This is a genomic window from Pseudomonas sp. 58(2021) (assembly GCF_017491585.1).
Lineage (GTDB): Bacteria > Pseudomonadota > Gammaproteobacteria > Pseudomonadales > Pseudomonadaceae > Aquipseudomonas > Aquipseudomonas fluorescens_BT.
Genome location: NZ_JAFGYZ010000004.1, coordinates 86,626 through 100,258 on the forward strand (window position 1 = coordinate 86,626; position 13,633 = coordinate 100,258).

Below are 13,633 nucleotides of genomic sequence, written 5' to 3' on the forward strand. Positions count from 1 at the left end.
CGGGTCTTTCAGACGAAACGCAGTATCGCCCACTGTGAAGCGCCGAGGATCGGGTGCAAGGTTTCGTCAGGCATGGCAGGAGGCATCACATGCGTTCACTTCTTTTGCTGCTGATCGGCTTGGCTTGCGCGCCCGCGCTGCTGGCGGCGCCGAGCGCGGAGCTGTCGGAGCCGGTGGGCGGCTGGCGCTATCACGGGCTGCTCGATCGCACGGAAAACCCGCAGGTCGCCTATCCCACGCCGCCGATTGATCGCGGCATCCAGCGCAATCGCACGATGATCGAGGGCCAGCTCAAGGCAATCGGGCATCTGCGCCCGCCCCACAGCCTGGCGGTGAATGGCAATCCTCTGAATCTATACACCGACGACCAGGGCCGTTTCGCCCGGCCGTACGCGTTCGGCGCCGGTTCCAACAGCGTCGAGGTGATCAGTGCCGACGGCCAGTCGCTCAAGCGCGTTCAATTCTACGAAGCCAATAACCTGCGCACGCCGGCGCGGATCCGCGTGGTGCTCGGCTGGGATGACCCTAAAGCCGAACTCGACCTGCACGTCATTACGCCTGACGGCCAGCACGCCTTCTGGGCGCGACCGGCGATGAGCAACGGCGGCGGGCTCGATCCGGACGGTGTCGATGGTCCCGGCCCGGAAATGTTCACCATGACCGCGCCGCTGCATGGCACCTATCTGGTTTACGTCAACTATTGGGGCAACTTCGGTAACGGCGGCTATAACTTCGAGGAGACCAGCAACCAGAACGAGGTCATCACCTCGCAGATAACGCTGGTGCTCAACGAAAACACTGTCGACGAAAAACGCGAAACGTTCATCGTGCCCCTGCGGGCCATCGGTGATCTGTTGCTGGTCAAGACTTTCAACTATTAAGCATCCCGCACCACGGATGAACTGCCGAGCTTTGGGAACATGAGCGAGAAGATGAGCGAAAACACTGAGACCCCGGCGACCGCCGCACCCACCGCCAAACCTTCCCGGCGCTGGCCGTTGCTGGTGGCCGGGCTGTGCCTGGTGGCCGGCGTGGCGGGCGGGCTCGGCTGGCTGATGCACAAGCCCAAGCTACCGGCGGCGGCACTGGCCAGCGACAAACTCGGTCTGAGCCGCCCGGATGCGCTGCTGGAGACCCGCTCCCTGAGCCAGTTGCCCAAGGACCTGCTGACGGTGCCGTTCCTCAAGGCCACGCTCACCGAGGATTTCGTCTTCTATTACGAAACCCACGCCGACCGCCTCGGGTTGATCGGCAGTCTGCGGCGGATCATCTACGAGCATGACTTGAAGCTGCAGGACAGCCTGATCGAGCAACTCTTCGATCAACCGGCAGACGTCGCGCTGTGGCGTGGCGCCGATGGTCGCCTCAAGGACTTCCTGCTGGTGATGGATCGCGGCGGTCTGGCCAAGCTGCTGGAGCCGCTGGCGAAAGTCGCCCTGGATGATTCGCAACTGAGCGTGTTAAGCACCCTGAAAGTCGGCGGTGACGAAGTGCCGCTGTATCAGCTGACCTACAACGCCAGCAAATCCCTGTTGTTTGCTTCCCGTGGCGACAAACTGGTGGTGCTGTCCAACCCGAGCAAGTTCTACGACCCGGAAAGTGGCGCTTCCGAGGAATCCGGCCACGTTTCGCCGCAAGCGCTGGCGGCTTTGCTCAACGGCGAAAAACTGTTCCCCGAGGCATTCGGGCTCACGGCCAAGACACCTGAAACCAAGCAGCGTCTGTCAGTCAATTCCAGCGTCCTGGCCATGGGTTACCAGCGTTTCATCCCGAATTTCGCCGGTCTGCGTTTCGACATGGACGACAAGGGCTGGCACAGCTATCTCGCGATGGACGAGCTGGAGAACCAGCCGGACTTCGATTTCAAACCGGTCTGGCAAGCCATGCCGCTGGGCGCCAGTGCCTGCGTGACCTTGCCGATTGCGGCCGAGCCGCAAAAACCGCTGCTGGTGAAACTCGGCGCCGAAGAAGCGGTGGCGCAGAAACTCACCGAACACGTGGCCGGCGCGGCGGGCCTGTGCTGGTACGCCGATTCGCGGCTGTACACGCCCTTGCTGGTGGCCAGTCTGAACGATGAAGACAACGGCAAACTCGACGCGGATATCGGCACGCTGTTCGATTCGATGGTCGGCGCCTATGAAGGCAACGTCGAAGAGCACGCGTTCCCGGTGGTCGAGAAACAGGAAGGCCAGAGCCATCTCTGGCAGCGTCAGGTCAGTTCCAATTTCGGTCCGTATGCGGCAAAGGATGCCGAGAATCCGGACGCGATCACCGGCCGTGCGTTCATGAAAGTCAGCCTGGCACGCCATGGTTCGACGCTGCTGTTTTCCCTCGACGACAAACTGGTCGACAAGGCCCTCGGCACCCTCGACAAACGCTTCCCGCCGATGGCCGATGTGTTGCCCAAAGATGTGCTGATGCCGATCTACTTCGGCCCGGATTCGATGGCGCAACTGATCCAGCAGGAAACCCTCGACAGCCTGCCGCAGGACATGGAGCCGGTGTTCTACAACGCCGCGCAAACCTACCTGATCCCGAAACTGCGCACCCTCGGCGGCATGGGCAAATACGCCCTGACTTTGCCGGAAGGCAGCGAGCCTGACGGGCACTGGCAATGGCTGCCTCTGGAGTGGAAAGCGCTGTGACCGGACTGATTCGCAGCCTCGGCTTGCTGGCGCTTTTGCTCAGCGCGGGCGCCCGAGCCGTTGAGGCCCCGGCCCTCGATCCGCAGCAATCCCAGGTCTTTCGCGCCTGGTTCGTGCGCATCGCCCAGGAACAATTGAGCAAAGGTCCGAGCCCGCGCTGGTATCAGCAGGACTGCGCGGGACTGGTGCGTTTCGCCGCCAACGAAGCGCTGAAAGTCCATGACGACAAATGGCTGCGCAGCAATGGCGTGTCCAACCGCTACCTGCCGCCGGAGCTGGACCTGAGCGCCGATCAGCGCAAGCTCGCCCAGCAATGGCAGCAGGGCGGCGGCAAGGTCGGGCCTTACGTCAACGCGATCAAACTGATTCAGTTCAACAGCCATCTGATTGGCCGCGACGTGTCCCAGGCACGGCCCGGCGATCTGATGTTTTTCGATCAGGGCGACGACCAGCACCTGATGATCTGGATGGGCCGCTACATCGCCTATCACACCGGTACGACCACCCCAACCGATAACGGCATGCGTTCGGCAAGCCTGCAGCAACTCATGACATGGAAGGACACCCGATGGATACCCGACGCAGCCAACCCCAACTTCATCGGCGTCTATCGACTGAATTTTCTCTCCCAATGACCGGTGCCCGCATGCTGCGTTTACTGCCTTTTCTGTTGCTGTTGACCCTGCCGTTTTCGGCCGTCAATGCCGAAGACACCGTGGAGCCAAGCGGCTACACGCCGGTGTCCGGTGAAAGCTTTTTCCTGCTGGCCGACAGCAGTTTCGCCGCCGACGAACAGGCGGTGGTACGCCTCGAAGCGCCGGGCCGTGACTATCGTCGCTTCCGCATGGAACCGTACGGCGGCGCCGATATCCGCGTGTACAAGATCGACAAGCCGCTGGACTTCCTCAAGCGCCAGAAGAACCTGCACCGCGTGGTCAGCGACGGCCAGTTCAAGGGCGAAGGCCTGTCGAACACCTTGGCGTACCTGTGGGACAACTGGTACCGCAAATCCCGTCGGGTGATGCAGCGTGCGTTCTCTTACGAGTCGCGCCAGCAAGTCACCGAGGAAGTGCCGGAGCTGAAGATGGGCAATGCCATCGCCGCGCCGACGCCGTACGACGCGCAACCGCAGTTCGCCCTGATTCCGGGTCTGCCGGTGGTCAGCCAGTTCCGTTATCCGCTGTGGCAGGCCAAACCGATCCAGCCACCGACCGGGGTCAATCTGGCCGGGTCTTCCAGCGAGTTCGTCAGTGTTGCGCCGGGCAACGTCTACATCCCGCTGGGCAATCTGAAACCGGGTCTGTATCTGGTTGAAGCGCTGATCGGCAAATACCGTGCGACCACCATGGTTTTCGTTTCCAACACCGTCGCGGTAAGCAAGATTGCCGGTGATGAATTGCTGGTGTGGGCCGCGCGCAAACACGAAGGCAGCTCGGTGCCGAAGGTCAATGTGCTGTGGACCGACGGCCTCGGCGTAATGAGCAGCGGCGCCACCGATACCGACGGTCTGCTGCGCCTGAAACACGTCAGCCCGGAGCGTTCGTTCGTGATCGGCGAGGACGAAGAGGGCGGCGTATTCGTCTCGGAAAACTTCTATTACGACAGCGAAATCTACGACACCAAACTCTACGCCTTCACCGATCGGCCGCTGTATCGCCCGGGTGATTGGGTGTCACTGAAAATCGTTGGGCGCGAATTCAAGAATGCGCGGGACTCGGTGTTGCCGGGGGCGGCGGACGTCAATGTCAGCGTGCTCGATGCCACCGGCACCGAGTTGCAGCGTCTTGATCTGAAACTCGACTCCAAGGCCGGCACCCAGGGCCGTTTCCAGTTGCCGGACAACGCGGTGGCCGGCGGTTACGAGCTGCGTTTCAATTACAAGGATCAGGCCTACAGCAGCGCGTTCCGGGTGGCGGAGTACATCAAGCCGCACTTCGAAATCTCGCTGAACCTGGCCAAGCAGGATTACCGCACCGGCGATCCGGTGAAAGGCAGCCTGGTGCTGCTGTACCCGGACGGCAAACCGGTGGCCAACGCCAAACTGACCCTGAGCCTGCGTGCCCAGCAACTGTCGATGGTCGACAACGAGCTGCAATACCTCGGGCAATTCCCGGTGGAGCTGACCAGCACCGAACTGACCACCGACAGCAAGGGCAACGCGACCCTCGACCTGCCGGCCGCCGAAAAGCCTAGCCGCTACATGCTCACCGTGTTTGCCAGCGACGGCGCGGCGTATCGGGTCAAGACCACCAAGGAAATCCTCATCGACCGCGGCGCTGCCAGCTTCCGTCTGACCGCGCCACAGCGTTTCAGCGCGGTCGGTGACAAGGTCGCGTTCAGCTACGCCAACGAGGGCGGCAGCCAACAGGCGCAGGCCGTGGTGCCGAGCAGCTACAGCTGGGTGCGTCTGGAAGACCAGACCACCGGCGAGGGCAAACTGGCGGCGAAAGACAAAGGCTTCAGCGTGGCGTTCGATCGTCCGGGGACCTACAACCTGTCGTTGAAGGATCAGCACGGTCGAGTGCTCGGTGCGACCGGTCATTCGGTCACCGGCGACGGCGTCAAGGCGGTGCCGGGCACCGTGGAAATCGTCCTCGATAAACCCGAATACAAGGCCGGCGACGAAGCGCTGGCGCTGATCACATTCCCGGAGCCAGTCAGCGATGCACTGCTGTCGCTGGAGCGCGACAAGGTCGAAGCCACTGCGCTGCTGGCCAAGGGCGGCGACTGGCTGAAACTGGAAAAACTCAGCGACACCCAATACCGCGCACGCATCCCGGTGAAGGACAACTTCGCGCCGAACCTGACGTTCTCGGTGCTCTACACCAAGGGCGGTCAGTACAGCTTCCAGAACGCCGGGATCAAGGTCGTCGCGCCGCAGATCGATGTGGCGATCAAGACCGACAAAGAGACGTATCAGCCGGGCGATACCGTGACGGTTGATCTGACCACGCAGTTCGCCGGCAAGGCTGTGCCGGCGCACCTGACGGTCAGCGTCGTGGATGAAATGGTCTATGCGCTGCAACCGGAAGTCGCGCCGACCATCGACCAGTTCTTCTACCACCCACGCCGTAACAATGTGCGCACCAGCGCCAGCCTGTCGTTCATCAGCTACGACGTGGCATTGCCGGGCAGCCCCGGCGCACCGGGCAAGGCCAACCGCAGCGAGCGTGGGGTGAAAGTGCTGGAGCGGCCGCGTCGCGAAGACGTCGACACCGCTGCATGGCAGCCGGAATTGCTGACCGACGCCGACGGCAAGACCCGTTTCACCTTCAAGATGCCGGACTCACTGACCCGCTGGCGCATCACCGCGCGGGCGATTGCCGATGACGGTCAGGTCGGGCAGAAGAAGCAGTTCGTCCGCTCGGAAAAACCGCTGTACCTGAAGTGGAGCGGGCCGAGCAAATTCCGCAAGGGCGATCAGCCGCAACTCGGCGTGTTCGCCTTCAGCCAGGCCGAGAAACCGGTCAAGGCCGAGTTGGTGACGCACTACGCCGGCGCCGAACAGCGTCTGCCGGTGACTCTCAACAACGGCATCAACTATCTGCCGCTACCGGCCTTCGCATTGGCCACCGGCGAATGGACCGCCGAGCTGGTGCAGGACGGCAAAACCGCCGACGCCCTCGCGGTGCGCCTGACCGCCACTGGCGAAGGCTGGCAAGTGACGCAGACCCAAGGCCTCGACGTGGCCAGCGGCGACACACCGTTGAGCCTGCCGGCGGACGCCACCGACATTCGCCTGCGTCTGGATGACAGCCCGCAAGCGTTGTTCCGTTCGGCCCTCGACGATCTGCTCAGCTATCCGTACGGCGGCGTCGAGCAGACCGCCAGCCGTTTGCTGCCGCTGAGCATCGCTTATCCGTCGCTGGCGTCGAGCCCGCAGATCCGCGACCGCTTGCGTCTGATCATGCAGAACAGCCGTCTGCGGCTGGTGCAAATGGCCGGGCCGTCGGCGAGCTTCACCTGGTGGGGCTTCGACGGCGAGCCGGATGCGTTCCTCACCGCTTACGCCTACTACGCCGACTGGAACGCCAGCCAGGTGCTGGATCTGACTCTGCCGCCGGAGCATTGGCAGCGGGTGCTGGAGGTTTACGCCAAGCAAGCGCCGAACACGCCGTTGCTGCAACGGGCGCTGATCCTGTCGTTCGCCAAACAGATGCACTTGCCGGTCAACACGCTGCTCAGCGGCTTGATGGACGATCTGGCGAAGGCTGGTGAAGGCAATGCCGAAACCCTGATGGACGACGGCGAAGACAGTCTGGTGATGAGCGACCCGGATTCGGCGCTCGGTCTGGCGGCGGCGCGGGCCTTGACCGCATCGCTGGCCACCCAGTCGAAAGTTGCTTTGCCGGACGCGTTCAATCGTCAGCTGGGTGCTGCGCAACAGCGCTTGGCCGTCAGTTCGCAGCCGTTTGCCGAAGCGCTGAACCTGTCGCTGCAACCGTTCGATCAGGCGCGTGCGACGGCGTTGTTGCAACGCCTGTTGCCGCAGCAATCGACCCTTGAACGTGCGTTGGCGCTGACCTGGCTGCAACGCAGCATCGCCCAGGCGTCGCCGACCATCGCGCTGGCCCCCGGCGAAGGCTGGAAGAAAAACTACGGCGCGACCGGTGAGATGTACTGGACGTGGCAGGGTGCTGCGCCGGTACCGAGCGTGTTGACGGTGTCGGGCACTCAGGAGCGTCCGCTGCGAGCGGCGCTGAGCTTCCAGACCCAGCAGCCGGCGGTCGATCCGATGGCCGTGACCATCACTCGGCGCCTGTCGCGTCTGGTACCGGGTGACGAAGCCTTCACCTTCAAACTGGAGCCGGTCGGTACTAAACCACTGTCCAGCGACAGCCTGTACCTGGACGAAGTGATCCTCACCAGCAAGGCACCGAAACCGCTGCGCTACGGCATGCTCGAAGTGCCGCTGCCGCCGGGCGCGGATGTCGAGCGAACTACGTGGGGCATCAAGTTGCAGGGCAAGGACGGCACCGAGCCGACCGCGCTGGAGAAGGCGCGGTTCGAACCGGGCCAACTGGCCTACGCGGTGCCGGTGGATGCGCTGAGCGGTGAATTGCGTCTGCGCCATCTGGTGCGCTTCTCGCAGAAGGGTCAGTTCAAACTGCCGCCAGTGCGCTTCACTCAGGTCTACGCGCCGCAGCATCAGGCTCAGGAAGCGAAAGCGGCCCTCGGTCAGGTCACGGTCAACTGACATGACCCGGCCGCTGGTGTGGCTGCTGATGTGTGTGATTCCTGCGCTGGCGACGGCGCAGGATGAACCGCTGCGCGTGGCCTACAAGGGCGAGTTGCTGTCGCTGAACACTACGCAACTGACTGCTCGCGAGCCGCTGCCTTCGTCTCTGGATACGCCGCTGGGCAGTCTGTGGAAGGTGTTCGTTTACGCGTGGCTGGTGGATACCGGTGCGCGGGAACCGGCTTATGAATGTCGAGGGCAGTCGAAGGAAGAGGTTTATTGCTGCACCGCGGGCGGCAAGATCGAGCGTGATCAGGCGCTGGTGAAATCGTGCGGATTGTATTTCGAGCCGGCGCGGTTGGGCATAACCGCTGGCGATTGGAGAACCTATTGGCAGGCGCGACAGGCGCCGTCGTGGTTGCTGGATTTGCCATCGGTGCAACCGGCTACTCGGGTTTCCGTGGCTGACTTGCTGAAGGTTTTGGCGTGGCTGCCGGCCCAGGATCAGATGCGTCGTGTGCTGCTCGACGTAGTGCTGAACGCGTCGGACGGCAATGTCGTCGGTGAACTCGGCGGGCGCCTGCGGGTGAAAACCTGGAGCTGGCTCGGCGATCAGGACCCTCAATCACGCCAGGGCGGATTCGCCGGCTGGACGGCGGACGGCTCGCCGATCTGGGCCGGTGGTCGGGGTACCAGTCAGATGGTTCTGCGGCATTACGGTTCGGCGTTGGCGACGGTGTTGCCTGCTTCCTGGCCGGCGGACGGCGGGCGATGTGTCGAGGTGGGTCTGTTTTCGCGTTATCCCGTTACCCGGGTTCTGGCCGGTGATCGGGCGGTGACTTCGGGCCCGTTGCAGGGCGATTACCGCGTCGAATTCGCCAACGGCAATGCGCTGGATATCCACAGCGACGGTGAACTGTTTCTGCTCAACGACAAGCTTGTGGCACGACTGGATCGCGAAGAATACGTCGCCCGTGTGTTGGAGCGTGAAGCGAAACCGGAACCGGCCGAAGCGGCTAAAGCGTTGGCCGTGGCAATCCGCACGTATCTGCTGCAAAACGCCACGCGCAATGGCGAATGTTTGAGCATCGATGACAGCAGCACCCGCCAGCGTGTCGCCCCGCGTCCTGCTTCCGCCGAATCGCGCAGCATCGCCGCCTGGACGGCGGATCTGGTATTGGCCGGCAGCACCGTTACCTATCACTCCGATCAACCCGGGCCCGACAAACTCGCCTGGCAGCAGGCCGTCGAACAAGCCCATGCCGGCCAGCGTTACGACGCGATTCTGCTGCACGCCTATCCACGCGCCAGCCTCAGTCGCTGGGATAACCCGGTGGCGTCCTGCGAAGCGTTGCCTGCCGCGCAGGACTGGCTGCAAAAACAGCGGCGTGGCTGGCGTCCGAAGCTGGAAAGCGAAACCGGCTACAACGAAGTCAGCAAGTTCGCCGTGTGCAAACTCGCCTTCGGCCGCCCCTTCGTCGACCGCGAACGCCAGCGCATCTATGTGCGCGGCGTGCTGTCCTTGCAGGATCGCCTCGACCTGACTCACGAATACCTGCACCTGGCCTTTGAAGCACACCCCAACGGTCAGGATGAAACCTATATCGAAGGGCTCGCCCGTCACCTTTTGCTGGAATAGACCATGACACTCCGTTATCCACAGGTCTTGCTGTTGCTCTGCGTATTTGCCGCTGCTTCGCCGGTGATTGCCGCTGACGGCGTCAAACTCGACACCCCGGTCGGCGGCTGGCGCACCGGTGCGGCCGAAGGCGAGGGTGAAAGTTTCCGCCAGACTGTCAACTACCCGGCCTCCTCGGTCAACACCCCGGTCGGTCAGGCCAACACCGCCCGCATCAGCGGCGAAATCAAAGCCACCCCGAAAAACAAAGAGCCCGGCCGCCTGATCGTCAACGGCGTCAGCATGCCGCTGAAAATCGACGACAGCGGCCGCTTCGACCGCCCGTTCTCGTTTCCCAACGGCAGCAACAGCGTCGAAGTCCGCAGCCCGGACGGCCAGCAACGCCATCGCACCCAATTCCTCAACGCCAGCGGCGGCGCCACCCCGGCCAAACTGCGCGTGCTGCTGTCCTGGGACAGCGACGGCACCGACCTTGACCTGCACCTGATCACGCCTGACGGCGCGCACATCTGGTACGGCGACCGCGTCGCCCCCAATGGTGCGGCTTTGGACGTCGACGTGACCACCGGCTACGGCCCGGAGATCTTCGCCATGCCGGCGCCGATCAAGGGGCAGTATCTGGTGTATGTGAACTACTTCGGCGGTGGCTATCGCGGGGATGACGAGGGTGGGGAAGAGGCGGTGCAGCCGTTGACTACCGCACAGGTGACGGTGATTACCGAGGAAGGGACGCCGAGCGAGAAGATGGAGACGTTCGTGGTGCCGATGCGGGCGGTGGGGGAGTTGACGTTGGTGAAGTCGTTTAGTTATCCATGAATCATCTGTTCATTTAGGAAAAACACCGCACAGGGCATTGCCTTCGTAACCGTGAACGATTGGTCCCAGCACCATGAGTGGGCCGCAGGCGTAGAGCGGGGAGGGCACGGTTTGTTGCGTGTTGAGGAGGACGACTTCCCTGCCGAATTCGTCGCTGCCAAAGGATTGCTCGTAGTACGAATTGCACACCGGCAGTTTCAACGGCACCGGGATCACCAGCGCCCAGACAGTGATCCCGCACCATTCGCGGGTGGGAGTTGATCTTGCTGTTCGGGTGATCTGCGGGGTGAATGAGCGGTAACTTTGCGCTCTGTAGGCGTCGGTTTTCAGTGTGACTTTTTCCGGGAGGGAGATGCCTACTCCCACGCAAGCTGCCAGGCTGAGGCATATGGTCGAAACCAGTCCGACGGATTTCAGGCGTGAATTCAGGGCAGATGGGAACAATCTTGAACGTCCTTGTAGTGTATTGAGCATCGAAGTTGCCAAGAGCTTTTTCACTGAACAATTGTGCAAGTACCTGCCGCACAATTTGGTGTTGATCAGAAATTGGCTGAATGCCTCTCGAAAATCACTTTTCCAACAGGCATTAAAAAGCCGGCTTGTGGCCGGCTTCTCGGGGACTGGCTTGGTTTATTTTTGGTAAACCGCGCCAGCCTTCAAAACGTACATCCGGATCTTGCGTCCGGCTGTGGGACTTGGTCAGACAGTGGTCTGCCGCGTCAGGCGTCATCTGGGCCGCTTGGCGGGTCGATGCGCGAATGTGGGGCGCAGGATACTGAGTTTTGTTGGGGATGCCCAGTCTCAAGTGCGTAATAGAGCGATTTGTGCGGCAGGACGCAGGAATTTGTACCGTGTATCCGGGCCTCTTCGTCGGATCGCCGCCCGGACCAAGCCCGCTCTCACCCGGTTCTGTGCAGGGGCACAGAGTGATGGAGGGTCAGAGAAACGGCACCACCGGCCGCCGCTTGTTCAGTGTCGACCACCAGAATACCCACCCCAGCACATGAATCCTCTGCTCCTCGATCTGCGCCGCGCGGAAGATCTCGTCCGGGTATTCGGCGCTGTTGTGGCTGCGCAGGCGCAGGGCGTTGCCGGGCATGCGGTGCAGGTATTTGATGCGCAGCATGCCGTCGTGTTCGATGGCGTAGATTTCGCCGTCCACCACCTGGGTGAGGCTGCGGTCGATGGCGAGGGTGGAGCCGTCTTCGATTTTCTCCGCCATGCTGTTGCCGATCATGTGGGTGCAGATGGCGTCGGTGGGGTGGATGTTCAGGGTTTCGAGGTGGCTGCGGGGCAGGCGGACGGTTTGCTCCGGGTCCTTGATGACGTGGGTCTTGCCGGAGCCGGCAGTCGTGGGCGCTTCCTTGTAGAGCGGCAGTGCGATGTCGTTGGATTCGAGCACCGTGTAGACGCCACTGATGGCTTGGGTATCGAACGTCTGACCCGGATCTGTGTGCAACCGCGGGGCTTCTTTCGGGCCTTCGCCGGTCTTCAGCCATTGGCTGTTGACGGACAGCAGGCGCGAGACCTCTTCCATGCGGTACGCGGGTACGCCCCGGGTGTACCAGTTATGAACGTTTTGGGCTTCCGTGCCCCAGAACTTTGCGAATCCCGTGGTGGTGATGTTCGCAGCTTCCAGGAGTGCCTTGAATCTTGGACCACTAGTGTTCTTTCTCATAAACACGAGTCTAAGGCCGGCCCAGAGCGGTTTGAATAAACCTTGCGTTCAAAATCGAGGCAAATTTTGCGACGAGATGTAAGGCGTTCTTGTGGGAAATTACACACACTAAAACTTTTCTGTAGGCCGTCATAAACAAGCTGTTTAGGCCCTTGCCGCCCAGGCACAAAAAACCCCGGATCAACCGGGGTTTTCTTCAAGCGTGTCGCAGGTCGCGAGGCTTAGCCTTTGTAGGCGGCAACCGACTTGGTGATCGCGGCACGGGCAGCGTCAGCGCCGTCCCAGCCTTCGATTTTCACCCATTTGCCTTTTTCGAGATCTTTGTAGTTCGCGAAGAAGTGCTCGATCTGCTGGATCAGCAGGGCTGGCAGGTCGGTGTATTCCTTCACGTCCACGTACAGCTGCGACAGCTTGTCGTGTGGAACTGCGATGACTTTGGCATCGCCGCCGCCGTCGTCGGTCATGTTCAGGATGCCGACCGGACGCGCGCGGATCACCGAACCTGGAGCAACCGGGTAAGGGGTTACGACCAGCACGTCCAGGGGATCACCGTCGTCAGCCAGGGTGTTCGGGATGTAACCGTAGTTGGCCGGGTAGAACATCGGGGTGGCCATGAAACGGTCAACGAACAGGCAATCGCTGTCTTTGTCGATTTCGTATTTGATCGGCGCGTGGTTGGCCGGGATCTCGATCGCGACGTAGATGTCGTTCGGCAGGTCTTTGCCAGCCGGAATCTTGCTGTAGCTCATTGGGCGTTGCCCCCGTTAGTAGACCAAAACACTTGGCCGGATTGACCAAAAAGTGGCGGCGATTATAGGCATATTCCACCCGCGATGCCATGCACCGAAGGTCGACCAGGCCTTACTCGTGTGCCTGATAGACCGGGTCCGTGGCCTGAAGTTGCTTCAGTCGTGCCAGGGGATCCTGTCGGTAGAAAAGCTGCAGCTGCGCATACACCTGTGGATAAGCCTCCTGCAGCAGATCCGGGGCGCTGAAAAAGTACTCGCTGGTGACGGCGAAGAACTCGGCCGGGTTCTCGGCGGCATACGGGTCGATGGCGGTTTCGGCGTCGGGATGGCGGTCGAGCTGGCGATTGAGGTCGTCGTACGCCGCCTGCATCACTTGGGCCCAGTCTTTTACCCGCATGTCGGCGTGCAGCGGTGGCAGGCCGTTGGCGTCACCGTTGAGCATGTCGAGTTTGTGCGCCAGTTCGTGGATCACCAGGTTGTAACCTTCCCAGCCACCACTGGCCATCACTCCGGGCCAGGCAAGGATGATCGGCCCTTGTTGCCAGGCTTCACCGCTGTGTTCGCCGTCCCACTCATGCTCGACGCCACTGGCATCGCGATGACGCTGGGGGCTGAGGAAGTCGTCGGGGTACAGAATGATTTCGTGGAAGCCCTGATACCAGTTCAAATCGCCAAGGTGCAGCAGCGGCAATTGCGCCTGAGCGGCGAGCAGCAGGCGTTGTTCCTGATGCAGCTCGACGCCGGGCAGGGCAGTCAGGTGCTTGTCTTCGAGAAACAGTACGCAGGCTTCGCGCAGCCACTGATCTTCCGCGGCGCTGATGCCGTCAAGGAAACTCAAGTGGTGACGCACCCGCTGCCACATGTCATCGGCAATCGGATGCTTCGCCAGAGTGCGCCGGCGTCGCCAGGCGCTCAGTGACCACATCG

At 61.9% G+C, this 13,633-nt stretch carries 10 protein-coding genes; 6 read left to right on the top strand and 4 right to left on the bottom strand.

The window, feature by feature from the left end; genetic code table 11:
• The first annotated feature begins 89 nt into the window (after positions 1-89).
• From J5M72_RS05855 to J5M72_RS05880, 6 genes are read left to right on the top strand one after another with little or no spacing between them, the layout of a single operon-like run.
• A complete protein-coding gene (locus J5M72_RS05855; RefSeq protein WP_102716662.1) occupies positions 90-881 on the top strand; it encodes a DUF2135 domain-containing protein in 792 nt (263 codons plus the stop codon).
• 51 nt (positions 882-932) lie between these two features.
• Positions 933-2,645: a DUF2138 domain-containing protein gene (locus tag J5M72_RS05860; RefSeq protein WP_207864603.1), complete on the top strand. Its 1,713-nt coding sequence runs from the start codon at positions 933-935 to the stop codon at positions 2,643-2,645.
• Positions 2,615-3,280, top strand: a complete 666-nt coding sequence (locus tag J5M72_RS05865; protein WP_207864605.1) for a DUF1175 family protein — start codon at positions 2,615-2,617, stop codon at positions 3,278-3,280. The genes J5M72_RS05860 and J5M72_RS05865 overlap by 31 nt, the downstream gene beginning before the upstream one ends.
• On the top strand, positions 3,277-7,842 hold the full coding sequence (locus tag J5M72_RS05870; protein WP_207864607.1) for an alpha-2-macroglobulin: 4,566 nt from the start codon (positions 3,277-3,279) through the stop codon (positions 7,840-7,842). Before J5M72_RS05865 ends, J5M72_RS05870 begins: the two co-directional genes overlap by 4 nt.
• A gap of 1 nt (position 7,843) precedes the next feature.
• Complete coding sequence (locus J5M72_RS05875; protein WP_207864609.1) at positions 7,844-9,463, top strand: DUF2300 domain-containing protein; 1,620 nt, start codon at positions 7,844-7,846, stop codon at positions 9,461-9,463.
• 3 nt (positions 9,464-9,466) lie between these two features.
• Positions 9,467-10,279: a DUF2135 domain-containing protein gene (locus J5M72_RS05880; protein ID WP_207864611.1), complete on the top strand. Its 813-nt coding sequence runs from the start codon at positions 9,467-9,469 to the stop codon at positions 10,277-10,279.
• Between the two features lie 9 nt (positions 10,280-10,288).
• Here the strand turns inward: J5M72_RS05880 and J5M72_RS05885 are convergent, their stop codons facing one another.
• The 4 genes from J5M72_RS05885 to J5M72_RS05900 all read right to left on the bottom strand — a co-directional run bounded on the left by J5M72_RS05885 (position 10,289) and on the right by J5M72_RS05900 (position 13,631).
• Positions 10,289-10,777 (bottom strand): hypothetical protein, encoded by a 489-nt coding sequence (locus J5M72_RS05885; protein ID WP_347709515.1) that lies wholly within the window; start codon positions 10,775-10,777, stop codon positions 10,289-10,291.
• Between the two features lie 439 nt (positions 10,778-11,216).
• Positions 11,217-11,957, bottom strand: a complete 741-nt coding sequence (locus J5M72_RS05890; protein ID WP_169432088.1) for a helix-turn-helix transcriptional regulator — start codon at positions 11,955-11,957, stop codon at positions 11,217-11,219.
• A gap of 221 nt (positions 11,958-12,178) precedes the next feature.
• Complete coding sequence (ppa, locus tag J5M72_RS05895) at positions 12,179-12,706, bottom strand: inorganic diphosphatase (protein WP_007933577.1); 528 nt, start codon at positions 12,704-12,706, stop codon at positions 12,179-12,181.
• 112 nt (positions 12,707-12,818) lie between these two features.
• Positions 12,819-13,631, bottom strand: a complete 813-nt coding sequence (locus J5M72_RS05900) for a zinc-dependent peptidase (RefSeq protein WP_207864613.1) — start codon at positions 13,629-13,631, stop codon at positions 12,819-12,821.
• Positions 13,632-13,633 lie beyond the last annotated feature (2 nt).